Annotated in this window: 26 protein-coding genes and 1 tRNA gene; 13 read left to right on the top strand and 14 right to left on the bottom strand. The window is 59.1% G+C overall.

The features are described from left to right. The 5 genes from AC5SEO_RS21835 to AC5SEO_RS21815 all read right to left on the bottom strand — a co-directional run bounded on the left by AC5SEO_RS21835 (position 1) and on the right by AC5SEO_RS21815 (position 4,752). Positions 1 to 252: a GlsB/YeaQ/YmgE family stress response membrane protein gene (locus AC5SEO_RS21835; RefSeq protein WP_004431872.1), complete on the bottom strand. Its 252-nt coding sequence runs from the start codon at positions 250 to 252 to the stop codon at positions 1 to 3. A gap of 135 nt (positions 253 to 387) precedes the next feature. Continuing rightward, positions 388 to 1,245, bottom strand: a complete 858-nt coding sequence (gene nadC / locus AC5SEO_RS21830; protein ID WP_174068996.1) for a carboxylating nicotinate-nucleotide diphosphorylase — start codon at positions 1,243 to 1,245, stop codon at positions 388 to 390. A 1-nt stretch (position 1,246) separates the two neighbouring features. Further along, a complete protein-coding gene (locus AC5SEO_RS21825; RefSeq protein WP_113291023.1) occupies positions 1,247 to 2,812 on the bottom strand; it encodes an L-aspartate oxidase in 1,566 nt (521 codons plus the stop codon). Continuing rightward, a complete protein-coding gene (gene nadA, locus AC5SEO_RS21820; protein ID WP_174068997.1) occupies positions 2,809 to 3,780 on the bottom strand; it encodes a quinolinate synthase NadA in 972 nt (323 codons plus the stop codon). The genes AC5SEO_RS21825 and nadA overlap by 4 nt, the downstream gene beginning before the upstream one ends. A gap of 69 nt (positions 3,781 to 3,849) precedes the next feature. Continuing rightward, entirely contained in the window at positions 3,850 to 4,752 is a 903-nt protein-coding gene (locus AC5SEO_RS21815; protein ID WP_013762088.1) for an NUDIX hydrolase, read from the bottom strand. A 208-nt stretch (positions 4,753 to 4,960) separates the two neighbouring features. Between AC5SEO_RS21815 and AC5SEO_RS21810 the strand changes: the two genes are divergently transcribed. Both AC5SEO_RS21810 and AC5SEO_RS21805 read left to right on the top strand, forming a co-directional pair. Then, on the top strand, positions 4,961 to 5,335 hold the full coding sequence (locus tag AC5SEO_RS21810) for a PAS domain-containing protein (RefSeq protein WP_004431894.1): 375 nt from the start codon (positions 4,961 to 4,963) through the stop codon (positions 5,333 to 5,335). A gap of 71 nt (positions 5,336 to 5,406) precedes the next feature. Beyond that, complete coding sequence (locus AC5SEO_RS21805) at positions 5,407 to 5,907, top strand: hypothetical protein (protein WP_025595216.1); 501 nt, start codon at positions 5,407 to 5,409, stop codon at positions 5,905 to 5,907. 71 nt (positions 5,908 to 5,978) lie between these two features. On the opposite strand, the gene AC5SEO_RS21800 is transcribed toward AC5SEO_RS21805, so the two are convergent. Next, positions 5,979 to 6,054: transfer RNA gene (locus AC5SEO_RS21800), tRNA-Ala, on the bottom strand. Positions 6,055 to 6,206: 152 nt separating this feature from the next. Continuing rightward, positions 6,207 to 6,596 (bottom strand): TIGR02300 family protein, encoded by a 390-nt coding sequence (locus tag AC5SEO_RS21795; protein ID WP_004431900.1) that lies wholly within the window; start codon positions 6,594 to 6,596, stop codon positions 6,207 to 6,209. 198 nt (positions 6,597 to 6,794) lie between these two features. Here AC5SEO_RS21795 and cmk point away from each other — a divergent pair, with 198 nt between their 5' ends. Together cmk and rpsA are read left to right on the top strand one after the other, a co-directional pair. Continuing rightward, on the top strand, positions 6,795 to 7,475 hold the full coding sequence (cmk, locus tag AC5SEO_RS21790) for a (d)CMP kinase (protein WP_174068998.1): 681 nt from the start codon (positions 6,795 to 6,797) through the stop codon (positions 7,473 to 7,475). A 149-nt stretch (positions 7,476 to 7,624) separates the two neighbouring features. Next, the gene (gene rpsA, locus AC5SEO_RS21785; protein WP_004431908.1) at positions 7,625 to 9,325 is read left to right on the top strand and encodes a 30S ribosomal protein S1; all 1,701 of its coding nucleotides are present in this window, start codon (positions 7,625 to 7,627) and stop codon (positions 9,323 to 9,325) included. A 100-nt stretch (positions 9,326 to 9,425) separates the two neighbouring features. On the opposite strand, the gene AC5SEO_RS21780 is transcribed toward rpsA, so the two are convergent. From AC5SEO_RS21780 to AC5SEO_RS21765, 4 genes are all read right to left on the bottom strand, one after another. After that, positions 9,426 to 10,982, bottom strand: coding sequence for a hypothetical protein (locus tag AC5SEO_RS21780; protein WP_174068999.1), 1,557 nt, complete (start codon positions 10,980 to 10,982; stop codon positions 9,426 to 9,428). A 260-nt stretch (positions 10,983 to 11,242) separates the two neighbouring features. Beyond that, the gene (locus tag AC5SEO_RS21775) at positions 11,243 to 11,551 is read right to left on the bottom strand and encodes a hypothetical protein (protein ID WP_004431913.1); all 309 of its coding nucleotides are present in this window, start codon (positions 11,549 to 11,551) and stop codon (positions 11,243 to 11,245) included. Positions 11,552 to 11,601: 50 nt separating this feature from the next. Beyond that, entirely contained in the window at positions 11,602 to 12,834 is a 1,233-nt protein-coding gene (locus AC5SEO_RS21770) for a hypothetical protein (RefSeq protein ID WP_174069000.1), read from the bottom strand. Positions 12,835 to 12,916: 82 nt separating this feature from the next. Then, a complete protein-coding gene (locus tag AC5SEO_RS21765) occupies positions 12,917 to 13,543 on the bottom strand; it encodes a ribonuclease D (protein WP_004431923.1) in 627 nt (208 codons plus the stop codon). 181 nt (positions 13,544 to 13,724) lie between these two features. Between AC5SEO_RS21765 and AC5SEO_RS21760 the strand changes: the two genes are divergently transcribed. The 8 genes from AC5SEO_RS21760 to AC5SEO_RS21725 all read left to right on the top strand — a co-directional run bounded on the left by AC5SEO_RS21760 (position 13,725) and on the right by AC5SEO_RS21725 (position 22,220). Further along, complete coding sequence (locus tag AC5SEO_RS21760; RefSeq protein WP_025595211.1) at positions 13,725 to 14,339, top strand: nucleoside 2-deoxyribosyltransferase; 615 nt, start codon at positions 13,725 to 13,727, stop codon at positions 14,337 to 14,339. Then, positions 14,336 to 15,085, top strand: coding sequence for an SDR family oxidoreductase (locus AC5SEO_RS21755; protein WP_004431929.1), 750 nt, complete (start codon positions 14,336 to 14,338; stop codon positions 15,083 to 15,085). The genes AC5SEO_RS21760 and AC5SEO_RS21755 overlap by 4 nt, the downstream gene beginning before the upstream one ends. Positions 15,086 to 15,640: 555 nt before the next feature. Next, positions 15,641 to 16,828 carry a M24 family metallopeptidase gene (locus AC5SEO_RS21750; RefSeq protein WP_174069001.1) on the top strand — a complete coding sequence of 396 codons (1,188 nt, stop codon included), beginning with the start codon at positions 15,641 to 15,643 and terminating at the stop codon, positions 16,826 to 16,828. Positions 16,829 to 16,948: 120 nt separating this feature from the next. Beyond that, positions 16,949 to 18,553, top strand: a complete 1,605-nt coding sequence (locus AC5SEO_RS21745) for an ABC transporter substrate-binding protein (RefSeq protein WP_004431933.1) — start codon at positions 16,949 to 16,951, stop codon at positions 18,551 to 18,553. Between the two features lie 63 nt (positions 18,554 to 18,616). Next, on the top strand, positions 18,617 to 19,624 hold the full coding sequence (locus AC5SEO_RS21740; protein WP_004431937.1) for an ABC transporter permease subunit: 1,008 nt from the start codon (positions 18,617 to 18,619) through the stop codon (positions 19,622 to 19,624). Further along, positions 19,621 to 20,535, top strand: coding sequence for an ABC transporter permease subunit (locus AC5SEO_RS21735; RefSeq protein ID WP_004431940.1), 915 nt, complete (start codon positions 19,621 to 19,623; stop codon positions 20,533 to 20,535). The genes AC5SEO_RS21740 and AC5SEO_RS21735 overlap by 4 nt, the downstream gene beginning before the upstream one ends. Before the next feature lie 3 nt (positions 20,536 to 20,538). Then, positions 20,539 to 21,378 (top strand): ABC transporter ATP-binding protein, encoded by an 840-nt coding sequence (locus AC5SEO_RS21730; protein ID WP_004431942.1) that lies wholly within the window; start codon positions 20,539 to 20,541, stop codon positions 21,376 to 21,378. Then, on the top strand, positions 21,375 to 22,220 hold the full coding sequence (locus AC5SEO_RS21725; protein ID WP_004431943.1) for an ATP-binding cassette domain-containing protein: 846 nt from the start codon (positions 21,375 to 21,377) through the stop codon (positions 22,218 to 22,220). Before AC5SEO_RS21730 ends, AC5SEO_RS21725 begins: the two co-directional genes overlap by 4 nt. A gap of 88 nt (positions 22,221 to 22,308) precedes the next feature. Here AC5SEO_RS21725 and AC5SEO_RS21720 read toward each other — a convergent pair whose 3' ends face one another. Further along, the gene (locus AC5SEO_RS21720; protein ID WP_174069002.1) at positions 22,309 to 22,983 is read right to left on the bottom strand and encodes a GntR family transcriptional regulator; all 675 of its coding nucleotides are present in this window, start codon (positions 22,981 to 22,983) and stop codon (positions 22,309 to 22,311) included. A gap of 283 nt (positions 22,984 to 23,266) precedes the next feature. On the opposite strand from AC5SEO_RS21720, the gene AC5SEO_RS21715 reads away from it, so the two are divergent. Next, positions 23,267 to 24,385, top strand: a complete 1,119-nt coding sequence (locus tag AC5SEO_RS21715; RefSeq protein ID WP_174069003.1) for a mandelate racemase/muconate lactonizing enzyme family protein — start codon at positions 23,267 to 23,269, stop codon at positions 24,383 to 24,385. 145 nt (positions 24,386 to 24,530) lie between these two features. On the opposite strand, the gene AC5SEO_RS21710 is transcribed toward AC5SEO_RS21715, so the two are convergent. Further along, positions 24,531 to 25,553, bottom strand: coding sequence for an LLM class flavin-dependent oxidoreductase (locus tag AC5SEO_RS21710; protein WP_013762100.1), 1,023 nt, complete (start codon positions 25,551 to 25,553; stop codon positions 24,531 to 24,533). Between the two features lie 135 nt (positions 25,554 to 25,688). After that, entirely contained in the window at positions 25,689 to 26,606 is a 918-nt protein-coding gene (locus AC5SEO_RS21705) for a LysR family transcriptional regulator (RefSeq protein WP_025595208.1), read from the bottom strand. Between the last annotated feature and the right edge of the window lie 75 nt (positions 26,607 to 26,681).

Here is a 26,681-nt window from a genome sequence, read left to right as displayed (position 1 = left end):
CTATCGGCGAAATGCGCGCCCGATGGCAATGAGAATGCATGCGCCGATGAAACCGGCGATAAGGTATCCAATCCAGCCTCCGAGCGAAATGCCCACAAGCCCAAGCAGGAAATTGGCGACGATGGCGCCAACGATGCCGAGAATTATGTTCATGAAAAGACCCATGTTGCTTTTCATGAACTGTTCGGCAAGCCAACCGGCTACGCCGCCGATGATGATTGCTGCAATCCAGCCGATTTGTGCGTCTTCCATAACAGGCCTTTCCTTTGTGAGAGAGGTCCGCAGGCATATGGACAGGCTTTTGCGCGCACTGATCCCCCCGCCTCTTGACCCCAGGCAGGGAATTAACGGTTAATCGAGGATTTTGTTCCGGTCTCCTTGCTTTCGTCAGCTTTGGCTTTGAAAGTCCAGCCCGATATCCAGAACCGGCGCGCTGTGGGTCAGCCAGCCGACGGAGATGAGATCGATGCCGGTTGCTGCAATGGCTGCTGCGGTTTGAGGGGTGATGCGTCCGGAGGCCTCGGTGATGGCGCGTCCGGCGACGATCTGCACCGCCTCGCGCAGCTGTTCCGGCGGCATGTTGTCGAGTAGAACCGCGTCGACCCCTTCCTCCATCGCCTCGCGCAATTGCAAGAGCGTATCGACCTCCACCTCGATCTTGACCAGATGTCCGACACTCGCCTTGGCGCTGCGGATAGCGTCACGCACGCCGCCGGCAACGGCGATGTGGTTGTCCTTGATGAGAACAGCATCATAAAGGGCAAAACGGTGGTTCATGCCGCCGCCGGCGCGCACGGCATATTTTTCCAGCGCCCTGAGGCCCGGCGTCGTTTTGCGGGTGCAGGCAACCGAGGCTCTGGTGCCGGAGATGGCGGCAGCAATTGTGGCGGTGACGGACGCGATGCCTGAGAGATGGCCGAGAAAATTAAGGGCGGTGCGCTCCGCCGTCAAAAGACCGCGCGAGGGACCCTCGATTGTCGCGATAATATCGCCCGGAGCGACCGCCGCGCCATCCTGCACCTGACGCCTCATCACGATTGTCGGGTCCACCAACTCGAAAGCCAGTTCTGCGGCGTCAAGACCGGCGATGACAGCCGGTTCACGCGCCGCCATGACGACGACTGAGCGATGACCGGCGGGGATGACTGCGGCGGACGTGATGTCGCCCGCCAGACCCAGGTCTTCCAGAAGGGCGTTGCGGACAAGCGGCTCCACGATAATGCGTGGCAGAGGGGTGAGGGTCATGTCAGGCGCTCCGCGCAATGCTGGAAGAAAAAAGATTGGACGATGAGAGGTCATGGGCAATGGCGATGACATCGGACAGGCAAAGCCTGCGCCTTGTGGCGGTCGCGTCCTTTTCCGAGAAGTCGTTGCGGAAATGGGCCCCGCGCGATTCTCTTCGCAAGGCGGCGAAGACGGCGATTGCGAGCCCGACGATGGCGGGATCGGATGCCGGGCCGTTCTGTTCGGCCAGTGGGAGAAGTTCGCTGATCGCGCTGATCAACCCCGCTTCATGTCTGGCGATGCCGAGATGGCGGGAGACGATGGGCCGGACGATAGACGGGTCTGCTGCCGAAAGAACAGGCGTTGCGAATGGCGTGACAGCTGTCACCCGTTTTGATGCCGGTCGGGCGGCAATGTCTTTTGCCGCACGCATGCCCATGGCAGCCGCCTCCAGCAGGGAGTTGCTGGCCAGCCGGTTAGCCCCGTGAAGACCGGTGCAGGCGGTTTCGCCCGCAACCCATAGGCCCGGCACGGAACTACGGCCATTACCATCCGTGGCGACGCCGCCCATGTGGTAGTGCACGGCGGGACGGACGGGCACGAGTTCGCGGGCGGGGTCTATACCAGCCTCGCGGCATAGCAGGTCGATTGACGGGAAACGCGCCGAAAAACCGCTGCCGATCGCCTTGCGGGCATCGAGAAAGACTTTGCCGCCGCGCAGGATTTCCCGGTCGATGGCGCGGGCGACAATATCGCGGGAGGCAAGTTCTGCACCCGGAACGGTCGCCATGAAACGTTCGCCGCTTTCATTGAGAAGAACGGCACCTTCGCCCCGCACCGCCTCGCTGACCAGAGCTAGCGGCCGCCGGGGAGAGGAAAGCGCCGTTGGGTGGAACTGGACGAATTCCATATCAGTGAGGATGGCTCCGGCGCGCGCGGCGAGCATGATCCCCTGTCCGAAATTGCCGGTGGGATTGGTGGTGGCCTCATACAGTCCGCCGAGGCCACCGGTCGCAAGAATGACATTTGTGGCCGGCAGAACAAAGCTGCCCTTTTGCCCGGCGCAGATGAGACCGGCTATGGCCCCGCCTTCTGTCAGCAGCCGGCGCACCTCCGCACCTTCCAGGACTGCGATGGACGGCGTGTTGAGAACGGCGGCTGCAAGAGCCCTCACAATGGCCGCGCCCGAGCCATCACCTTCGGCATGCAGGATGCGCCGGCGGCCATGAGCGGCTTCCAGCCCGAAAACGAGCCTGCCTTGTGCATCGCGATCGAAACGAACTCCGGCTCGTTCCAGGGCATCGATGACGGCGGGGGCAGTGGAGACGATATCTGCTGCCATAGCCGCGTCACAGAGGCCGTCGCCTGCGGCGAGCGTATCGCCAAGATGCAGTGCAGTGCTGTCGTCAGCGCCAAGGCTTGCGGCAATGCCGCCCTGCGCCCAGGCGCTGGACGTTTCGCCACCGAGCGCGCCGCGGGTCAGAAGCAGGACCGGTTGCGGTGCGAGCGTCAATGCTGCCATCAGGCCGGCAATACCGCTGCCGACGATGACCGTCCTGCCCGCATATTGCGACAGAGCGTCACTCATACCGCCAGCATCCTTTCCACCGCGCGGCGGGCGGCGACCGCAACAGCCGGATCGATTGTCACCTCGTGGCGGTTTTCTTCAAGCGCTGTGCGGATATTGCCGAGCGTGATGCGCTTCATGTGCGGGCAGAGGTTGCAGGGGCGGATGAATTCGACATCGGGATGATGCACGGCGACATTGTCGCTCATCGAGCATTCCGTCAAAAGCACCACGCGGGCCGGTCTTTCCCGGCCGACGTAGTCCGACATGACAGCGGTCGAGCCAGAAAAATCTGCGGCCTCGACGACATCGGGCGGACATTCGGGATGCGCGAGAACGGTAATGCCGGGATGGCTTTCGCGCAATTCCCTGATGTCGTCGGCGGTGAAAAGCTCATGCACCTCGCAATGGCCGCGCCATGCGATGAGTTCGACATTGGTCTCCCGCGCCACATTCTTCGCCAGATATTCGTCCGGCAGCATCAGCACGCGCGGCACGCCAAGCGATTCCACCACCTGGCGGGCATTGCCGGAGGTGCAGCATATGTCGGAAGCCGCCTTCACCGCCGCCGAGGTATTCACGTAGGTGACAACAGGAACGCCGGGATAGGCCTTGCGCAGAAGTGCGATGTCTTCGGGCGTGATAGAATCGGCGAGCGAGCAGCCGGCGGCCATATCCGGAATAAGCACGGTTTTTCCCGGATTGAGCAGCTTTGCCGTCTCGGCCATGAAATGCACGCCGGCGAGAACGATCACATCCGCTTCTACTTCCATTGCCTTGCGCGCAAGGGCGAGGCTATCGCCAACGATATCGGCAACGCCGTGGAAGATTTCCGGCGTCTGGTAATTATGGGCGAGGATGACGGCGTTGCGCCTGCGCTTCAGATCGAGGATCGCCTCCACATCATCCTGAAAACCCATCCATTCCGGCTTGGGAATGACGCGGCTGACGCGGTCGTAAAGGCTTGCGGCAGATATTTGTTCGTTCACGGCACTCTCCCATTTATACTCTATTTGAGTATATCTACGGCAAACAGATATTCTCATTGTGAGCATATGTCAATTGCGAGAGAGTGGCAGTTTGGTTCCGGAAAGGGCGCGTTCATCCACAACGGTCTGGCGGAATCGGAAGAGCTTTGCAGGGCGTCCGCCGGTTTCGGTCGCCATGTCGCCAGTTTCTTCCACCAGCTGCTGCTGTTCTATCAGCCGGCGGAAGTTCTGCTTGTGCAGCGTCAGACCGGCGAGCGCCTCCACCGCGCGCTGCAATTGCAGCAGGGTGAAAGCGTCGGCCATCAGTTCGAAAACTACAGGCCGGTATTTGATCTTAGCCCGGAGGCGCGCGATGCCGGTGGCAAGAATGCGGCGGTGATCGGCAAACATCGGTCTGCCGAAATTGATCCGAGGCTCACTCTGGGCTTCTTCGACCAGTCCGGCCTCATAGAGCAATTCGTAGCGCTGAAGTGTCAGTTCCTCGTTCCAGCCGCCGCCATCAAGGCCGAAGGTGAAGTCGGCGCGTAAATGGCGCTGGCCTTTGCAGGCAGGGTCGGAATCCGCCCAGCAGCGCAGCTTTTCGATGATTGTGTCCAGAACCGCCGGCCGGCCCTGCCGATGGTCTTCCCAGGGAAAATACTCGTACCAGCCATGCCAGAGAGGGCGGCCATTGCCAGGTGGCTCCTGTTCGCGAACCAGCCCGAGATAACCGATCGATATGGTTCTTCCGCCAAGAATGTCATTGTTGCGGTCCCGGTCGGCGAAGGTGTAGAGCTGTTCGAGATAGCCGACGGGATGATGTGTCTGTTCGTGTATCCACTCTCTCAACCCGCTCTGAAGCGTCCTGTGTCCGAATTCAAACGGCCCTGATGGAAGTGCCGCGCCCGCCCGCACGGTCATCACCCGCGGCTCGTCCGTGGTGATGGCGGTGACGACGGCGATGAGTTCGGCGTGGGCAAGCCCTATGGTCACGGCGGCTCCTCTGGTAGATGGCGTCGGTATCGACCTTCTTTGGCACAGGAATGCCTGTTCGCCAACAAGCGGGCTGGGAAACGCGGATGCCGCCGCGCATGTAAAACTTTACGTAGTGATCAGACAAAAGAATAAGTGCTTGTGGTTAGTCGCGTATCGTCCTTTATGTTAAGACCCGCGTCAAAAGCATCCATAATGTAGAAGGCCGATGTTAGAGGATATATATCTCGAAGAAACACTTGTGGGTTATTACACCTGGAACGTGGGGCAGAATCTGGTTTATCTGGATGCTGTGGCGGCTCGCCTGCGCGAATTTTCCGAAGAGAAAGCCGCCCGCGGCATTCCCGTGGAGGATTTCATAGATCAGATCGAAAGCGGCTCTCGCGCGCGTGTGGCCAAGGCGGTTTACAACTCGCTGACGAACGGCGTGTTCTATGATCAGCAATACCGCATCGAACTCAAATCCGGCGATTTTCGCTGGCTGCGGACAACGGGCAGGGTTATCCTTGATGGTGACCGCATTCCAATCATGGCGATGGGCACGGTGCGAGACATCACCTCGCGCAAGATTTTATTGATGTAATATTTATCGCGTTCGGTCTGTCTTGAAAAACGCCGATCTATTTCTTGTCGATTTTTTTGATGTGCGGTGACATGGTTCGGCAGGTTTTCATTTTGCTGTTTCAGATCGTGCTGGTCACGGGGCTTGGTATAGCCGGCATCCGCATCGCCTCGCTCATGAATGGCGAGGCGGCATATCCAGCGACTGGCCTCTCCGCAAACACGGAAACGCTGTGGACGACCTCTCCGGTCCGGGTCGATCCCCGCCATCAGAATTATGAGCGTATTCCGACCCCGCCTGATCCATACCCCCTGAAAATATACGCGGATCAGCGCCTGCGCGTTGCGTCCAACAATCGCTTCACCTTCAAAGGACAGGAGTTCCGCCTCGCCGGCGTGGAAGACATCGACCGCAACCGGGTTTGCGCCGGGCCTGACGGCCGCCGTTATGCCTGCGGCCTGAACGCCTTCAAGGCGCTGGAGAACCGCCTGCGCGGCAAATATCTGGAATGCCGGGTGCTGGAAGAAGGCGGCGGCGTTCCGTCGGTGGAATGCCGGATCAACGGGCAGGATGTGCGGGCTCTCTTGCAATAGTCAACGCGAAGAACAGACAATACCGCACGAAAGCCCGTGCTGGACGATGGAAATTTGTATTTTAGAAGGTTTGGTGGAGCTAAGCGGGATCGAACCGCTGACCTCTTGCATGCCATGCAAGCGCTCTCCCAGCTGAGCTATAGCCCCATAAGGGTTCCGGCATTTCGTCCGGTTCCGGGAACCGAAGCGGCTGTTGTTCCGTTCGGTGGCGGCTTACTACTTCGGCTAATCGAAGAGTGCAAGCACAAAAAACAGCCCGGCTTCATTTTTTTGTCGCCGGGCTGGTTTATTCAATAAGATCAAGCTTCTTCGTCGTCGCCCGGTACGCCGATGATGCCGGACATGTCGTCGTCATCGTCGTCTTCGTCGGCTTCGAGGAAGGTGTCGTCGTCGTCGCCGATTTCCACGTCGTCGTCATCGTCGCCCAGGTCCGGGATATCGTCGCCGCTGTTGTCGCCGTCGGCGTCTTCCAGCGATACGAGTTCGACTTCCGTGTTTTCGGCATCGACTTCCGCGACTTCTTCTTCTTCAGCCTGCTCGAGCTTTGCCTGAGCGGTGCTTTCTTCAAAGAAGGAGAGCGGCCAGGACTTGCCGCTATAGGGAGAAACGACCGGGTCGCGGTTCAGATCGTAGAACTTCTTGCCGGTATCGGGGTCTGTGCGCTTGGTACCAAGGTCCGCTTTTGCCACTGTCTAAGCCTCAAATTGTCGAATGAGTTTCGGTGTGTACGCCGTAAAACCGGCATAGACGGTAAAATTTCTAGCCGGTCCCCTTAATCGTTGCGGTCTTTCGTGTCAAAGACAAACTTTGGAGGCCGTCCTCCCATGATGCGACTTGTATGCCAGGCTGCTCATAAAGATAGGAGGCCGACGCACTCTACTGTATTAATGATGGACGCACAGGCAGAAAGCTTCATGACCTTTACGATTGCCATAGATGGGCCAGCTGCGGCGGGCAAAGGGACCTTGTCACGCAAGATTGCGGAGACCTATGGTTTCCATCATCTCGACACCGGGCTGACCTACAGAGCCACGGCCAAGGCACTTCTTGACGCCGGCCTGCCGCTCGATGACGAGAACGTCGCTGAAAAGGTGGCGGTGCAACTCGATCTTGCCGGCCTCGACCGCGCGGTGCTTTCAAGGCACGATATCGGCGAGGCGGCGTCCAGGATTGCGGTGATGACGCCGGTGAGGCGCGCGCTCGTGACAGCGCAGCAGCGGTTTGCGGCAAAGGAGCCGGGCACGGTTCTGGATGGCCGCGACATCGGCACGGTGGTGTGCCCGGATGCGCCGGTGAAGCTCTACGTCACCGCTTCGCCGGACGTGCGGGCACGCAGGCGTTATGATGAAATCGTCGCCAACGGCAGCTTTGCCGATTACGACGCCATTTTCGCCGAGGTGAAGAAACGCGACGAGCGCGACATGGGCCGAGCCGACAGCCCGTTGAAACCGGCTGAAGACGCGCACTTGCTAGATACGTCGGAAATGAGTATAGAGGCGGCGTTTCAGGCCGCGCGGATGATTATCGACGCCGCCCTGAAGAAACAGGTTTTTCGCGGAACCGCTTGAATCGGTCCGCGTTTAGTCCGGAATTGCCTGAAGACATGTCCTTGCGCCGGGAAGCCTTTTAAAAAGGCGGGCATGGGTTCGGGTATCAACAACGCTAGCCCACCGGCGCTTTTGTATTCGCTCTCGCGCGGATGCAATCAGGAGATTTCATGTCAGTATCTACCCCCACGCGCGAAGATTTCGCAGCGCTTCTCGAAGAATCCTTTGCCTCTAACGATCTTGCCGAAGGCTATGTTGCCAAGGGTATCGTAACGGCAATCGAGAAGGACGTTGCCATCGTCGACGTTGGCCTCAAGGTTGAAGGCCGCGTACCGTTGAAGGAATTCGGCGCGAAGTCCAAGGACGGCACGCTGAAGGTCGGCGACGAAGTCGAAGTTTACGTTGAGCGCATCGAAAACGCACTCGGCGAAGCCGTTCTGTCGCGCGAGAAGGCTCGCCGCGAAGAAAGCTGGGTCAAGCTCGAAGCCAAGTTCGAAGCTGGCGAGCGCGTCGAAGGCGTTATCTTCAACCAGGTCAAGGGTGGTTTCACCGTCGATCTGGACGGCGCCGTTGCCTTCCTTCCGCGTTCGCAGGTCGACATTCGTCCGATCCGCGACGTTACCCCGCTGATGCACAACCCGCAGCCCTTCGAAATCCTCAAGATGGACAAGCGTCGCGGCAACATCGTTGTCTCGCGCCGCACGGTTCTCGAAGAGTCCCGCGCCGAGCAGCGTTCTGAAATCGTTCAGAACCTCGAAGAAGGCCAGGTTGTTGACGGCGTCGTCAAGAACATCACCGATTACGGTGCGTTCGTTGACCTCGGCGGCATCGACGGCCTGCTGCACGTTACCGACATGGCATGGCGCCGCGTCAACCATCCTTCGGAAATCCTCAACATTGGCCAGCAGGTCAAGGTTCAGATCATCCGCATCAACCAGGAAACCCACCGTATCTCGCTCGGCATGAAGCAGCTCGAGTCCGATCCGTGGGATGGCATCTCCGCCAAGTACCCGGTTGGCAAGAAGATCTCCGGTACGGTCACGAACATCACCGACTACGGTGCATTCGTCGAGCTGGAGCCGGGCATCGAAGGCCTGATCCACATTTCCGAAATGTCCTGGACCAAGAAGAACGTACATCCCGGCAAGATCCTGTCCACGAGCCAGGAAGTTGACGTTGTCGTTCTCGAAGTCGATCCGTCCAAGCGCCGTATCTCGCTCGGCCTCAAGCAGACGCTGGAAAACCCGTGGCAGGCATTTGCCTTCAGCCATCCGGCCGGCACTGAAGTCGAAGGCGAAGTCAAGAACAAGACCGAATTCGGCCTGTTCATCGGCCTCGAAGGCGATGTCGACGGCATGGTTCACCTGTCGGATCTCGACTGGAACCGTCCGGGCGAACAGGTCATCGAAGAGTTCAACAAGGGTGACGTGGTCAAGGCCGTCGTTCTCGATGTTGACGTCGAGAAGGAACGCATCTCGCTCGGCATCAAGCAGCTCGGCAAGGATGCTGTCGGTGAAGCCGCAACGTCCGGCGACCTGCGCAAGAACGCAGTCGTTTCGTGCGAAGTCATCGCCGTTAACGACGGTGGCGTGGAAGTGAAGCTCGTCAACCACGAGGACATCACCTCCTTCATCCGCCGCAACGACCTCGCACGCGATCGTGACGATCAGCGTCCGGAGCGTTTCGCAGTTGGCCAGGTTTTCGACGCTCGCGTCGTCAACTTCTCGAAGAAGGACCGCAAGGTCATGCTTTCGATCAAGGCTCTGGAAATCGCTGAAGAGAAGGAAGCCGTCGCACAGTTCGGTTCGTCCGACTCTGGCGCTTCGCTCGGCGACATCCTCGGTGCGGCTCTGAAGAACCGCAGCGAATAATCGCTAGAGATCGTTTGATATAAAGAACCCGCCGGAATTTTCCGGCGGGTTTTTTGTTGGCTGCAGTGTTCGTGGCATAGGCCAATGGGCGGCGCGGAATTCAGTGCATGCCACTCATCTTGAGGTAATAATTTTCCGCACTGTCGCCGAAAGCCGCTGTCCGCGGATTTTCCCCATCGCCAATCTCGTCATTGGCGGCCACCCGCTCTTCCATCTCGTCCTGACCGTCGGGATTTTCGCCCTCCGCATCGCCATTCGCTTCATCCTCGGAAAATGGACCACGCCCGCGATGCGGCGTTTCCGATTCGTGGTCCTCTTCCGCCGGTGGGTATGCGACGAGCGGTAACGGCGTGCCGTCTTTTGCCAGAGCCGCAGCGATCAGCGATTGCGAAGCCGTTTGTTCCAGCATCGCCATTCTTGCTTCCGGGTCGAGAGCGGCGCGCGGCATGGGCTGGGCTTCTGGCCGGTTGGTAATCGTCTCCGCATCCTCCCCGGTCGGGTGGATGGGCGTTGCGAGGGCAGTTTTTTCGGCAGGCTGCTCTTCGAGTGGTTGCGGTATGGCGCCCGGTGGCGTGGCGGAAAGCTGGGCAGCGGTGGTGGCCTTGACGGGAAGTTTGCCGGCCACTGCAGCAAGGAGCAGGTTTTCCATATCCTTGGCGCCAGCCGTGGACTGGCCGGATGGCGGGTTCAAGGTAGTGCGGGTTTCCCGCGGCTCCAGCTTCATCGTGTCCCGATGCTGAAGTGCAGGGCGCATCTCGGCGTTCTCAGCCCGTGGCGGATTTGCCGGGCGGGCATCTGTCGAAGCTTCTTTTGTTGTGCTGCCCGTTTGCGGCTGAGGCGAGCGTACGGTGCTTTCGGCGGCTTTCCCTTCCGGTTTTGCCGCATCGTGCGGAGAGTCGGACATGTCGGCAGGTGGGGCGGGAAGATTGGCCTGCGGGCCTTGCGGCGCTGCCTGCGCCGCAACCATGGCTTTTATTGCGGCGGCGTTTTGGGCAAGCGGGCCGATGAGCATAGGCAACAGCCGGCCGGGCGCGGCGGCGGTTGCCGGTTGTGCTGTTGTTGTGGTGGTCGTTGCCGGGTTTGGGCGGCCGTCAGCACTCTGGCTCGGGCCGTTCTGCTGTCTCGCTTGTACTGGCTGCGCGGTCACCGGATTGGCCGAGTTGTTCTGCTGATAAGAGGACACCACCGCCTTCGCCGCAAGATCCGTTCCCTTGTAGCGGGAAAGTTCGATCAGCAGCGCAAGCCTTGCGGCATCCGGCCCGGTTGGCTGTTTCAGGATTTCTGCGAGCATCGAAAGGCTCAACCCCTGCAGGACTTTGCTGACCTGTTGTTCCAGCGCCAGGCGCTGCGGTGCGGGCAGGGCGCGCAGCGCATCCGTCAGACGCATCACATAGGTTTGAATGGCTTCGCCGTCGCGCCTTGGGAGGTTCATCAGCTTGCCAAGCGCCTCCGCCAGAACGGCGGTGCTGCGGGAAAGCTGATATTCGCTGGCGAGAGAGGTGACTGCGGCTTTGGCGAAAAGACTGCTGCCATTGTCGGGAGCAAGATTGCTTGCCTGCGGCTGCACGGCCTCCTTCGGCTCCCCGCGCTGCGTCTGCGAGGCTGCGGCTCCATAGGCGGCATCGGCTGCCGGAATTTTCGGTACAGGCGGTAACATGCTGCGCTCCGTTCCTATCGATTACCGCCGCTGGCTGCGAAAGGGCCAGTCCCTTGGCTCTCTGATCCGCATTTGGCCTATGTTGAAAGATTGCCGCGCCGGTGATGTACAGGTGTCATCTCGCCCGCTCATGCGGGAGCGCCGTGTGCGTCGCTGGCAGGAATGCCAGCTCTTCGCGATGCACACAGAATCATCAACCCTAAGTCTGGGCCGTAGATATTAAGAATTCGCTAACCATAAAAATCGTGTCGATATGGCAATCAGGGAGAGACGCTGATGAACATGCGGTAAAGCCCGTTATCGTCGGAATTGACCGATGAAATATGGTCCGGTTCGCTGTCCGCTGCCTCAAAGGCTTCCGGCGGCATCGCGTCGAGCCAGCTTGCCTTGGGAAAACCTCTCTCGGGGCGATTTTCAACGGGGGCGATGAGGTTGTCTTCCTCGCTTGCGGCAACGAAATTGTCGTCATTCGGCGCCAGCGGCGGAGCGGCGATGGAGAGCAGCGCTTGCGCCGCATTTGGTTCGGCATCGAGGCCGGCGCTGCCGGATATGCCGGAAATTTGAGACATGTTTGAACTCACATCATGTTTCGCTCAAGTGACTATCGGTAGCGGCGAGATCATGCCGCCTTCTTCTTCAGCAGCGCATAAATTCCATTGTCGTCTATCGAGATCGGCAAAATGGCGCTGCGGGCGTTATCGACGACTGCCTGAGCATCAAGCGGTTTTTCGGCGTCGTCTTTCTGATCGGTTTCCGTCTTGGTTGCGGCGTCTGTCTCTGCGGGTTCGTTGTCATTTTCAGCCGGGGCCGTTTCGCTTGATGGCGTTGCCGCGAGCACGGAGATCAGGGCGATTTCGGATGAAATATCGACCGGGCCTTGCCCGTCAGTGCCTTGCGCTTTTTCTTCGGCGGCAGCGTCTATGTGTTCCTTCACGACGTCCTGAAGTTTTTGCACATCCTCCAGCTTGCCCTGTGCGTCTCGGGTCTGGATATCCTCTTCCCGCTCCGCCGCAACTTCGGCATCGTTGATTTCGCCCATGCGGTTTTTGCCGCGTTCGGCCTGCAATTCTTCCTTGGTTTTCGGATCGGCGACGTCTTCCAGGCGCTGGATGACCTTCATGGTTTCCCGTGTCATGAATTGGGTGCCCTGCGCCTGATCGTTCAGCGCATTCTTCACGGCGCGCGCCGCATCGCCAAATGGGTTTGCGATTGCGGCGATCATCTGCTGCGCGGAAATACCAAGTTCCTTGAGGCCAGTCGATTCTTCGAGATCATTGACATTTTTGGGTGCGGTGGCGCGCACTGCCATGATTGCTTTCGACATCTGCACGCCGAAATCTTCTTCCTTGCCGCTCAGGCCGGCATTTTGGGCAATGCGTGCGGCAAGTGCTGCCATGGGCGCGGTCTTGGCAGTTACGCCGTTATTCAGGACTTCCACGACCTGCGCTTCCGAAACGCCGAAGGATTTCAGCGAAATCGTCGTGGCTTTTCCTTCCGCATCGGTTTTTTCAAAGCCGTCGGTCAGGGTCAGCGCGTCCTGAAGCCTTTGCGCGAAAGCGGCGTTCGATTCATCGTTTTCCTGGGTGATGCCAAGCGCAGACGAGAAACGGGAGACAAGCGAGGCGAAGGCATCGCCATCAGGCTTCATGGCGCCGAACAGATAGGCGCTTATCTTTTCATTGGCAACGCGATGGCTTTGGTCCGGCTGCGGCTGGGTCTTTATCGTCTCGTCTTTTTTGGTGCCGTTCGCTTTTTCCTGCTCTTCGCGATGGCGCTCCTCAATGGTTTCCACCATCGACCGCATGAGGTCGCTGACTGCAATGCTTGCCGTCTGCTGCAACGGTGTAATCATCTGGAAGTCCCCGGCCACCCAAAGTTGCGGCCGAGAATAGGCAGTTTCGGTAAATCAGTCCTTAAACGAAGCGTGAAACCGCTCAGCTATGGGCGAAGATATCCGTTTCGTCCCAGCCCAGAAGATCGAGCTTGGCACGGGTCGGCAGAAACGCGAAACAGGCATCGGCATGATCGAGGCGACCATCACGCACGAGGCGGTGGGTCAGCTTGTCGCGCAGCGCATGCAAATGCAGCACGTCGGAGGCGGCATATTCGAGCTGTGCGGGTGACAGTTTTTCTGCTGCCCAGTCGGACGATTGCTGCGCTTTGGAGATGTCGACCTCAAGCATTTCCTTCAGATTGTCCTTCAGCCCGTGCCGGTCGGTATAGGTGCGGGTCAGGCGGGAGGCGATCTTGGTGCAGAAAACCGGCGTCGTCGTCACACCGAACGTGTGGAACAGAACGGCGATATCGAAACGGCCATAGTGAAAAATCTTCTGCCGGGCAGGGTCTGCAAGCATATGGGTGAGGTTTGGAGCTTCCTTCTGGCCGGCGGCGATGCGGATGACATCCGCCGTACCGTCTCCAGGAGAAAGCTGAACGACACAGAGACGGTCGCGGCGTGGCACCAGCCCCAGTGTTTCCGTATCGATTGCGATGGCGCCAAGGTAGCGTGCGGCATCTGCGGCGGAAATATCGCCTTCGTGATAACGGATGGTTGCTGCCATTGTCTTGCTCCGGGAATGTCCAGTTCGTTCCCCGGCTATAACGGAAAGACAGGTTTGACGATACCGTTTTGTAGGTCGCTCCGACGCGCCTTGGCGCATGTCCGCTTGGTACTTGCGTTTGCGAAAGTCTCCGGGTTAGGTTTGCGGAAATCCTGTTTCTCCAAATTGTATGAAATTTCCTATGACAAAGAAAATCTATCTCGCCGGGCCGGAGGTCTTCCTCCCGAATGCCCGTGAAATGCTCGACCTCAAGGCCTCGCTTGCACGCGAGGCCGGGTTTACGCCGCTTTCGCCGGGCGATTTGGAAATTCCGCCCGCGGACACGAAAATCGGCCACGGCTGCAACATCAATGCCATAGACGAGCGGATGATGCTGGAAGCGGATGCGGTCATCGCCAATCTCACGCCGTTCCGCGGCATCGCCGCCGATACGGGAACGAGCTACGAACTGGGGTTCATGTGCGCGCTGGGCAAGCCGGTTTTCGCCTACACCAATGTCGCGGCCAATCACTTCACCCGTATCAAGGCGCAATATAACGGTGTTGCCGCAATCGATGAAACAGGGCGCTATCGCGGCCCGGACGGTTTGTCGATCGAGAATTTCGACATGGTCGACAATCTCATGCTGCACGGCGGAATTTTGCGGCGTGGCGGCGTCGTCATCGTTGGCAACGCGACGGCAGAGGCCCTTTATACGGATCTCGAGGCGTATAAGCGCTGTCTGGCGGCCGCCGCTGAAAAATTACTGACACAGACTGATCCCGACAGAACGAATTTACTGGAGACATCATCATGAGCGGTACCATCCTCATCACCGGCGCCACGTCCGGCTTCGGACAGGCCACGGCGCGGCGCTTCGTCAAGGAAGGCTGGAAGGTCATCGGCACAGGTCGGCGAGCGGAACGGCTGGAGGCTCTGGCGCAAGAACTCGGCTCCGCCTTTCACGGCGCTGCCTTCGATGTTACCGACGAAGATGCCACTAAAAAGGCACTTGCGGCTTTGCCGGAAGGTTTCCGGGACATCGATATTCTCGTCAACAATGCGGGGCTTGCGCTCGGCACCGCACCTGCACCGCAGGTGCCGCTGAAAGACTGGCAGACCATGGTGAACACCAACATCACCGGTCTTTTGAACATCACCCACCATCTTTTGCCGACGTTGATCGACCGCAAGGGCATTGTCATCAACCTTTCCTCGGTAGCTGCACACTGGCCCTATGCGGGCGGCAATGTCTATGCCGGAACGAAAGCCTTCCTGCGGCAATTCTCGCTCGGTCTGCGCTCCGACCTGCATGGCAAGGGCGTGCGCGTCACCTCGATCGAACCGGGCATGTGCGAAACGGAATTCACGCTTGTTCGCACCGGCGGCAATCAGGACGCCTCGGACAATCTTTACAAGGGCGTCAATCCGATCACGGCCGAGGATATCGCCAATACGATCCATTGGGTCGCCTCGCAGCCCAAACATATCAACATCAACAGCCTCGAACTCATGCCGGTCAACCAGTCCTTTGCCGGTTTCCAAGTGCATCGGGAAAGTTGATTTCCAACGTTTTCTGCCGGAGTGCTAAAAAACAAAGCAGGAATTTTCGAGCTATGCAAAAATGCAATGCTGCATTGCGAGACTTGCTCTGTTAAAAATCGCGGATACCGCTATATTCAAATCATCGAAGCGACGCACTCCTCCTCCCAGTGTCGCTCGATGCGGATCGGTGGTACTCCTCCTCCCAATCACCGATCAAGTTTGAAGCCTGCCGCACCTCCTCCCGCGGCAGGCTTTTTCCTTTTCTGGGCTTCTTTTTACAATGCATCTTGCGGTGAGGTTTCTGCGCGCCGTCTGCGCCCGGATGACCGATACCCCGCTTTTCCCCTTAAGTTTCCGGGGGATTTCTGATTTTCCCGTCAAGGCGATGATTGTCGAAATCGGGCGCGTGTCGATCACGATTTCGTTATGTCTAGATGAATATGCACAGTTTTGTGGCGGTGCATGGTGTTGGCCCATTGCTTAGCCCCCGGCCTGTGTTTAAGCATTGGCAAAAGAACGCTTGGGAGTTGCCGACACGCTTGTGTCTGTGCGCCTGAAAGCGGCGGGGAGAGAATGGCAGACTTTCAAGAGGCGCTGAAGCGGTTTCAGCCGATCGCGGTTTCATCGATCGCTGAAGACGAGCTCGGGTTGCGGTTGCGCGGCCTGCAAGCGCAGCTAATCCAGCAAAATATCAAGGCGGTCTGGCTCGATGCATCATCGTCGCTGACCTATTATACTGGCCTGTCGCTTGGTCTTTCGGAGCGCATTCACGGCGCCCTGGTGCCGGCAGAAGGCAAGCCGGTCTATGTCAGTCCGGCGTTTGAAGAGCCGAAACTACGGACGATGATCCGTGTCGAGGGCGAAGTTGCCGTCTGGGAAGAGGATGAAAGTCCTTTTGACCTGATGGCAAAGCGCATCGAAGCGCTCGGCTGTCCCGGCCACCTTGTCGCGATCGATCCTGCCACTCCTTTCGTTTTCGCATCGGCCCTGATGCAGCGTCTGGAAGGCCGCATCATTTCCGCCCAACCGATGATCGTCGCACAGCGGCAGGTCAAATCCGCAGCCGAGATTGCCATCATCCAGGCGGCGATGGATGCGAGCTACGGCGTGCAGAAGGCCGTGTTCGAGGGGCTGCGTCCCGGCATATCCACCACGGAAGTGGCTGACTTCGTTAACGCAGCACATGTTGCGCTTGGCATGAAGCCGCTTTTCGTGGCGGTTCAGTTCGGCGAGGCGACGGCTTATCCGCATGGCGTGCCCTATGCGCAGACGCTTGTTGACGGCGACATGGTGCTGGTCGATCTCGGCGGCATCCTTCATGGCTATCGTTCGGATATAACCCGCACCTATGTGTTCGGCCAGCCGACGGAACGGCAGCGTTTTCTCTGGAACGCCGAGCGGGACGCGCAGGCTGCTGCCTTTGACGCGGCCCGGGTCGGTGCTGCCTGCTCGGACGTGGACAAGGCCGCGCGCGACAGCCTGAAGGTGGCCGGTTTTGGGCCGGATTATCAGGTTCCGGGTCTACCGCATCGCACCGGCCATGGGCTTGGGCTGGATATTCACGAAGAACCCTATATCGTTGCAGGAAATGCCACGGCTCTTCAGCCGGGAATGTGCTTTTCCATCGAGCCGATGCTGTGCGTTTATGGGGAATGCGGCGTCCGTCTCGAGGATATAGCTTATATGACGGAGGCGGGACCACGCTGGTTCTGCCCGCCGGAAAAGAACCTCGACCGGCTGTTCCAGCCGGTCGCCGGGTAATTGGTCGGGAGGCACAGGACCGAACGGCGACACGGGGCTCCGCGTCGTCGCTGACCAGGACAGGTAGGCCCCTTAAAACGGGGTCGCATAAACTCAGAAAAAGAGGGAAAGGACCACCAGATGAAAACGCTGACCCGCAGTTTGCTTATAGCCTCTGCGCTTGCGATGGCTTCCGCCGTGCCCGCCATGGCGAAGACCTTCGTTTATTGCTCCGAGGCATCTCCGGAAGGCTTCGATCCTTCGCCTTACACCGCCGGCGGCACCTTCGATGCCTCCGCGCATCCGGTCTACAACCGTCTGACCGAGTTCAAGAAGGGCACGACCGAAGTTGAGCCAGGCCTTGCCGAAAAGTGGGAAGTTTCGAGCGATGGCCTCGAATACACGTTCCACCTGCGCAAGGGCGTAAAGTGGCACTCCAACGAGAAGTTCACGCCAAGCCGCGATTTCAACGCCGATGACGTGATCTTCAGCTACAACCGCCAGGGTGACACAAAGAACCCGTGGAACCAGTATATCGCAGGCATCACCTACGAATATTACAACTCTATGGAAATGCCGTCGCTGATCAAGGAAATCGTCAAGGTTGACGATTACACCGTGAAGTTCGTGCTGACCCGTCCTGAAGCACCGTTCCTTGCCAATATCGCGATGCCTTTCGCTTCGATCGTTTCGAAGGAATACGCCGATACGCTTGATAAGGCCGGCACCAAGGAAGACTTCAACAACCTGCCGATCGGCACCGGCCCGTTCAAGTTCGTCGCCTATCAGAAGGACGCGGTCATCCGCTACCAGAAGAACGCCGACTACTGGGGCGAAGCTCCCAAGATCGACGATCTGATCTTCGCGATCACGCCGGACGCTGCCGTTCGTCTGCAGAAGCTGAAGGCTGGCGAATGCCACCTTATGCCTTATCCGGCCCCGGCCGACCTCGCCACCATCCGTGCCGACTCCAACCTCAAGCTCGATGAACAGCCGGGCCTGAACGTTGCCTACTTCGCCTACAACACCACCGTTGCACCTTTCGACAAGCCGGAAGTCCGCAAGGCGCTGAACATGGCGATGAACAAGCAGGCGATCATCGACGCCGTATTCCAGGGCGCCGGCACGGTTGCCAAGAATCCGATCCCGCCGACGATGTGGTCCTACAACGACAGCATCAAGGACGATCCATACGATCCGGAAGCTGCCAAGAAGGCTCTCGAAGCCGCTGGCGTCAAGGATCTGACGATGAAGATCTGGGCGATGCCGGTTCAGCGTCCATACATGCCGAATGCCCGCCGCACCGCCGAGCTGATCCAGTCGGATTTCGCGAAGGTTGGCGTCAAGGCCGAGATCGTCTCCTTCGAATGGGGTGAATACCTCAAGAAGTCGACTGAAGTGAACCGCGACGGTGCCGTCATCCTTGGCTGGACCGGCGACAACGGTGACCCTGATAACTTCATGGGCGTTCTGCTTTCCTGCGCTGCAACCGGCGAAGGCGGTGCAAACCGTGCTCAGTGGTGCAACAAGGAGTTCTCCGAACTGCTTTCCAAGGCAAAGCAGACCACTGACGTTGCCGAGCGCACCAAGCTTTATGAGCAGGCGCAGGTGATATTCAAGGAACAGGCTCCGTGGGCGACGCTTGCGCACTCCACGCAGTTCGTTCCGATGTCCGCCAAGGTTTCCGGCTTTACCATGAGCCCGCTTGGCGACTTCACCTTCGAATCCGTCGATATCGCTGAGTAATCCCAAACAACAGGACGCGCGGAAGAACTCAGGTTCTTTCGCGCGTCTTTTCAGGAAAAAACCATGATCCGGTTCATTTTCGGCAAACTTCTCTATCTCGTTCCGACATTTCTCGGGATTACCATCGTTGCCTTTGCCTTCGTTCGCGTCCTGCCGGGCGATCCCGTGCTGTTGATGGCGGGTGAGCGCGGCATTTCGCCCGAGCGGCATGCACAACTTGCCGAACAGCTCGGCTTCAGCCAGCCTATCTGGCAGCAATATCTCCATTTTCTGGGGCGGCTGCTTCAGGGTGATCTAGGCAATTCGCTGGTCACCAAGAAACCCGTTCTGACCGAGTTCCTGGCGCTCTTCCCCGCGACAGTCGAGCTTGGCCTCGTCGCCATCATCCTCGCCACACTGATCGGTGTGCCGGTCGGCGTCATCGCCGCCATCCGCCGTGGCTCGTGGTTCGACCAGATCTCCATGACGACAGCGCTGGTTGGCTTCTCCATGCCTATCTTCTGGTGGGGCCTGCTGCTTATCATCATGTTCTCCGGCATCCTGCAATGGACACCGGTGTCGGGCCGTATCTCGTTGATGTATTTCTTCCCTTCCGTCACCGGTTTCATGCTGATCGACAGCCTGATTTCAGGGCAGAAGGGTGCTTTCGCTTCGGCTCTGTCACATCTCATCCTGCCTTCGGTGGTGCTTGCCACCATCCCGCTTGCAGTTATTGCCCGCCAGACACGGTCGGCAATGCTCGAAGTCCTCGGTGAGGATTATGTGCGGACAGCGCGTGCAAAGGGCATGTCGCCGTCCCGTGTCGTCGGCGTTCACGCATTGCGCAACGCCATGATCCCGGTCATCACCACCATCGGCCTGCAGATCGGTGTGCTGATGGCGGGTGCAATCCTGACCGAAACCATCTTCTCCTGGCCGGGCATCGGCAAGTGGATGATCGATTCCATCTCGCGCCGCGACTATCCGGTCGTGCAGAGCGGCCTGCTTCTGATCGCGGGTCTGGTGATGATCGTCAACCTGCTTGTCGATCTCACCTATGGCCTCATCAATCCAAGGATCCGTCACAAATGAGCGATGTGACCACAGCTCCCGGCGTCAGGCTTTCCGACGCCGCCATCCGCCGCCGGATGATCGCCGATTTCTGGTTCTACTTCCGCCAGAACCGTGGCGCCGTCGTCGGCCTTGCCGTCTTCCTTCTTCTGGTTCTGATCGCGGTTTTCGCAGCCGTGATTGCCCCGCATGACCCGACCCAGCAATATAGAGACGCGTTGCTCGTCCCGCCGGTCTGGCAGGATGGAGGCCGTACCGCATTCCTGCTCGGCACCGACGCTGTCGGCCGCGACATGCTGTCCCGACTGATCTATGGCGCGCAATATTCGCTGTTCATCGGCGTCGTCGTTGTTTCCATCGCCCTTGTCGGCGGCATTGTCATCGGTCTCGTCGCCGGCTTCTTCGGCGGCTGGGTGGACACTGTCATCATGCGCGTGATGGACGTCATCCTGGCGTTTCCATCGCTGCTTCTGGCACTGGTGCTGGTTGCGATCCTGGGTCCGGGGTTGACCAACGCCATGATCGCGATTGCCATCGTCTATCAGCCGCATTTCGCGCGGCTGACGCGTGCAGCTGTCATGAGCGAGCTTCGGCGTGAATATGTCACCGCCGCCCGTGTGGCGGGTGCCGGCAATTTCCGGCTGATGTTCAAGACGATTTTGCCGAACTGCCTTGCACCTTTGATCGTGCAGGCGACGCTCTCCTTCTCATCTGCCGTTCTCGATGCGGCGGCTCTCGGCTTCCTCGGCATGGGCGCGCAGCCGCCCGCATCCGAATGGGGCACGATGCTGGCCGAAGCCCGCGAGTTCATCCTGCGCGCCTGGTGGGTCGTTACCCTTCCCGGCCTGACGATCCTCGTATCGGTGCTCGCCATCAACCTGATGGGTGACGGGCTGCGCGATGCGCTCGATCCCAAACTGAAGCGGAGCTAAGCGATGAGCCTGCTGAAAATCAAGAACCTCACCGTCAAGTTTGCCACCGCCACCGGCGCGTTCACGGCCGTCAACGGCATCGACGTCTCCGTGGACAAGCATGAAGTGCTGGCCATCGTCGGCGAGTCCGGTTCCGGCAAGTCGGTCTCCATGCTCGCCGTCATGGGGCTTTTGCCCGATACGGCGACGATCACCGCCGACGAGATGATCTTCGACGGCATAAACCTGCTGGCCATGTCGCCGCAGGAGCGCCGCAAGCTGATCGGCCGCGAGATCACCATGATCTTCCAGGAGCCGGTTGCGTCGCTCAACCCGTCCTTTACGGTCGGTTTCCAGATCGAGGAGGTGCTGCGCCTCAATCTCGGCATGGGCCGGTCTGCGGCGCGTGCACGCGCACTGGAGCTGTTCCGGTCCGTCGGTATTCCCGATCCGGAAACCAAGCTCAATGCATATCCGCACCAGATGTCCGGCGGTCAATGCCAGCGTGTGATGATCGCCATCGCCATCGCTTCCAAACCGCGTCTCTTGATCGCCGACGAGCCGACCACCGCGCTCGACGTGACGATCCAGAAACAGATCCTCGATCTGTTGATGGATCTGCAGGAAGAATACGGCATGGCGCTGATCCTCATCACCCATGACATGGGTGTCGTGGCCGAGACAGCAGACCGCGTGGTCGTGCAATATAAGGGCCGCAAGATGGAGGAAGCGGATGTGCTGAGCCTGTTTGAGGCGCCGCAACATCCCTATACCAAGGCATTGCTTTCCGCGCTGCCGGAACATGCGACCGGCGACCGCCTGCCCACGGTTTCCGACTTCTTCGGCAAGGAGGGCGTTCAATGAGCATCGTTGTCGAAGGCAAGGGCATTACCCGCCATTATCACGTTCCGGGCGGCCTGTTCGGCGGAGCAAAGACCGTGCAGGCGCTGAAAGGCATCGATTTTGCCGTCGAGCGCGGCAAGACGCTCGCCATCGTCGGCGAGTCCGGTTCCGGCAAATCGACGCTTGCGCGCATCATCGCGCTGATCGACCCGGCATCCGGTGGCGAGCTGAAGATCGACGGCCAGCCGGTCGATATCGCAAAGCGCCGTCCAGGCACGGACATGCGCTCCAAGGTGCAGATGGTGTTCCAGAACCCCTATGGTAGCCTCAATCCGCGCCAGAAGGTTGGCGACGTGCTGATGGAGCCGCTTGTCATCAACACCAAAATGCCGGCGTCCGAGCGTCGTGAGCGGGCTGAAGCCATGCTCGTGAAGGTTGGACTGGGTCCCGAACACTTCAACCGATATCCGCACATGTTCTCTGGCGGCCAACGGCAGCGCATCGCGATTGCGAGGGCGCTGATGCTCAACCCCGCACTTCTGGTGCTGGACGAGCCGGTCTCGGCACTCGATCTTTCAGTGCAGGCGCAGGTGCTGAACCTACTGAGAGACCTCCAGGAAGAGTTCGAGCTGACCTACGTCTTCGTCAGCCACGACCTTTCCGTCGTTCGCTATATCGCCGATGACGTCATGGTTATCTCGAAGGGTGTAGCCGTGGAGCAGGGCACGCGCGAGGAACTATTTGCCGATCCGAAGCACGCCTATACGCGCCAGCTTTTTGCCGCCACTCCTGTAACGGATGTAGACGCCATCCGCGCCCGCGTAGAGCGCCGCAAGGCGGCACGGCAGGCTGCGACGGCTTGAGATCGACGATTGACCGATGAATAAGTGGAACAGGCCGGATTTCCGGCCTGTTGTTTTTTCAGGACTTCAAAAGATTGCGGGGGTGCGCTCAGGCGCCGGCCTCTCTCAGTAGACGCACCTGCCGCAGCGTATTCTGCCGGCTACGCTCCAGATGGCGCCATAGGGCGTCGATAATCTGGGCCTTGCTGCGGGCGGCTATGGCGTCGGCAATATTCTGGTGTTCCTCGACAGAGCGGGCGTAGTCGCCAAGGATCGATACGAAAACCGTGTGGGTCTGGTCGAGAATGCGCCCATGCGTGCCGGAAATGACCGGAATGCGCGCGGCCGAAACAAGGGCCGTGTGGAAGCTGCGATCGTGAAACAGCGCCTTGGAGAGATCGTCCAGCGTCGCGCTCGTGGCAAATTCACGGTGTTTCGCAAGGCTTTCCAGAAGCTGCGCATGCAAGGCTTCGTCCAGCTGCCCGGCATCGAAGGCCACTTCCACAGCGCCTTTTTCCAGCAGCATTCTGGCGGCGTAGAGTTCTTCCACATCCTCCACGGTAAAATCGCGTACTGCCATGCCGCGCCTTGAGGAATTGACCACCAGCCCGTCTGCCTCGAGTTTCAGGCATGCTTCCTTGACCGGCGTGGGGCTGATGCCGAGATCGGCGGCAAGTTCGTTGGGCAACAGCCGTTCGCCGCCGCGCAATCTGCCGCTGACGATGCGCGCCCGCAGTTCCTGATGCGCTTGGTCGGCGAGCGTGACTTTGATCAGTGTGTTCATGGCAACACCATCGCCTAACCGCGAGTGACAGGCAATGACAGAATATAAAAAATAAAAAATTTTTTATTTTACAATTGTCGATTTTGCTTTAGCTGTATCCGTCATCGGAAGCTGGCTGCTGGAGGAGGGTGGCCGGGCAATCCCCTGAGGCTTCATCTCCTGCGGTCATTGATCGCGGGGCCGTGGCGACATTCCACTGGTTGATCGGTGGAGCTTCGATCAGAACGGAACTTCCGTTTATTCCTCCCCAAAGGCTGCTCAAGCGTCGAGGAATTGACCGATCATGAAAATAACCGCTGTCGAACCTTTCATCCTGCATCTGCCGCTGACATCGGAATCCATTTCCGATTCCACCCACAGCATCACCCATTGGGGCGTCGTCGGCGCAAAAATTACGACGAGTGACGGCCTTGAGGGCTACGGCTTCACCGGCACCCATGCGCACCTGCCGTCCGACCGGTTGATCACATCCTGCATCAGCGATTGCTATGCGCCTCTGCTGATCGGCGAGGATGCATCCGAACATTCGCGGCTGTGGACAAAACTCGCCCGTTATCCGTCCCTGCAATGGGTCGGCCGCGCGGGCATCACCCATCTGGCGCTGGCTGCGGTCGATGTGGCGCTCTGGGATCTGAAGGCGAAGAAGGCGGGCGTGCCACTCTGGCAATACCTCGGCGGCGCGCACACCACAGGGGTCGAAGCCTACAATACCGATATAGGCTGGCTTTCCTTCAATCTCGAAAATCTGCTGGCGGGCAGCGCCAAGGCAGTTGAAGAGGAAGGCTTTACCCGCCTGAAAATCAAGGTCGGGCATGATGATCCGAATATCGATATCGGACGCCTCGCGGCGGTGCGCAAGCGTCTCGGCTCCGCGATACGCATCGCTATCGATGGCAACGGCAAATGGGATCTGCCGACATGCCAGCGCTTCTGCGCGGCGGCAAAGGATCTGGATATTTATTGGTTCGAAGAACCGCTCTGGTACGACGATGTGATCAGCCACGCGCGGCTGGCACGCAACACATCCATTCCCATCGCTCTCGGAGAGCAGCTTTATACGGTGGATGCGTTCCGGTCATTTATCGATGCGGGCGCGGTTGCCTATGTCCAGCCGGATGTAACCCGACTTGGCGGCATCACCGAATATATCCAGGTCGCTGACCTCGCGCTCGCCAATCGCCTGCCTGTCGTTCCGCATGCCGGTGAGATGAGCCAGGTGCATGTGCATCTGAGTTACTGGCATCCGGCATCGACCATCCTCGAATATATTCCGTGGATCAAGGACCATTTCGAAGAGCCGATCCATGTTCGCGATGGTGTTTACAAGCGCCCGGAGCATCCCGGCGCCAGCACCACGCCTTTGGCCGGAAGCATCGCCCGCTACGGCAAAGCGGTGAAATGAAACAGAGGCGTTCAGGCCGGATTGCATCCGGCCACGGGGCTTCGGCGTCGTCAAAGGAATCGTGCGCTATCGAAGACTTGATCGCACCGTCACCCAGAATCTAATCCGGGGTGACGGTGTGGGCATGATGCAGGTTTTGCAAGACTTAGCGCCAGCCGAGTGCAGGAGCCACCTGTTTGAGGATCGTCTCGATAACATGGGCGTTGTAGTCGACGCCCAGTTGGTTCGGCACGGTCAGCAACAGTGTGTCGGCCTCGGCGATGGCTTCGTCGGCTTTTAGCTGCTCGATCAATGCTTCCGGTTCGGCGGCGTAGCTGCGCCCGAAGATCGCGCGCGTCTTGTCGTCGATGTAACCGATCTTGTCGTCACCCTCGCTGCCGTAACCGAAATAGGATCGGTCGCGATCGTTGACGAGAGCGAAGATGCTGCGGCTGACAGACACGCGAGGCTCGCGGGCGTGTCCAGCCTCTTTCCATGCGGCGCGGTAAGCACGGATCTGTTCGGCCTGCTGCACATGGAAGGGTTCGCCGGTCTCATCCGTTTTCAGGGTGGAGCTTTGAAGGTTCATGCCAAGCTTTGCCGCCCAAACCGCCGTCGCATTGGAGCTGGAACCCCACCAGATGCGCTCGCGCAACCCTTCGGAGTGCGGCTCCAGCCGCAGCAGGCCGGGCGGGTTGGGAAACATCGGCCGAGGGTTCGGCTCGGCGAAACCTTCGCCCTTCAGAAGCTCGAGGAAGACTTCGGTGTGCTGGCGCGCCATGTCCTCCTCGGTCTGGCCCTCGGCAGGGCGGTAGCCGAAATAGCGCCAGCCGTCGATCACCTGTTCGGGAGAACCGCGACTGATGCCGAGTTGCAGGCGTCCGCCGGCGATGAGATCGGCTGAACTCGCATCCTCCACCATGTAAAAGGGGTTCTCATAACGCATGTCGATGACGCCGGTGCCGATCTCGATACTTTTCGTTCTTGCGCCAACGGCGGCAAGCAGCGGAAAAGGTGATCCCAACTGGCGGGCGAAGTGGTGGACACGGAAATAAGCGCCGTCGGCGCCGAGTTCTTCCGCAGCAACGGCCAGGTCTATCGATTGCAGCAGGGTGTCTGCAGCAGAGCGGGTCTGCGACTGGGGCGAGGGCGTCCAGTGTCCGAAGGATAGAAATCCGATCTTTTTCATGATGACCTTCCAAATGTTTAAGGATGCAGCTGACTTGAGCCGGCATCGTTGTTGTCAGTCATATAGGCTGCAGTGCGGATTCTCCAATCCGCCACGCGTAGACACGGTGTCGCCGAAATGTGAACGACGCTCGTTTCAGGCGATCGTCTTGCGGTCGAGGATGAAGAGATTTTGGTGGGCGCGCGCCGTCGTGAGAATGAAATCCATCAGCGAGCGCACGCGCGGCACATTGGCAAGGTCCTGATGGCTCGTCAGCCAGTAACCCCGCCGCAGTTCCACTTCACCTGCCAGCACCATCTGCAGGTCTGGAAAGCGCGCGGCAATGAAGTTGGGCAAGATGCAAAGGCCACGTCCGCTCAGCGTTGCAGTCAACTGCGCAAAAATGCTTGATGACTGGAAGTTGGGTCGGAGGCCGGGCATCACGTCGCGCATGTAATCGAGGCCCGGCGAGAAGATCAGATCCTGCACGTAACCGATAAAGAAATGATCGGGCAAATCTTCGCGCCGGGTGATTTTCGGGTGGCTGGCAAGATAGGAACGCGATGCGTAGATATGCAGCGTGTAATCGACGATCTGTTCGTTGATGTAGGGGCCTGCTTTCGGCGGATCGAGTGTGACCGCCACATCCGCTTCTTTCTTCGACAATGCCATGATCTGCTGGATCGTAACCATCTCCACCATGATGTGCGGATGGGTGACGGCGAAGTCTTTCAGCCTTTCCACGAAGAAAAAGTTGGAAAAACCTTCAGGCGCACTGAGCCTGACCACGCCGCGCAGCAGGCTGCCGCTTTCGGAAATATCCGATTGCAATCTTTCCGCTTCCGCCTCGATGCGCTCGACGGTATCGACCAGGCGCCGCCCGACCGTCGTCAGTTCGTAACCACGTGGATTTCGCTCGAACAGTTTGGTTTTAAGCGAGAATTCCAGCCGGTCGATGTGGCGGGAGACGGTGGCGTGGCTGGTGCGCAGGCTACGCGCTGCCGATGAAAGTTGTCCGGTGCGGGCCACCGCCAGAAAATATTGCAGGTCGTCCCAGGTAAAAGGCGTGGCCAATTCGGTCTCCATTGCCAGGTCTGTTCAAAAATGAACAGTTCCTGTTCGCAATTTGATGATGCCCCGCTCTTGTGT

Source organism: Agrobacterium sp. K11, assembly GCF_059429395.1.
The sequence above is the reverse complement of the archived record's forward strand: the minus strand, read 5'-3'. Positions and strand labels throughout refer to the sequence as shown.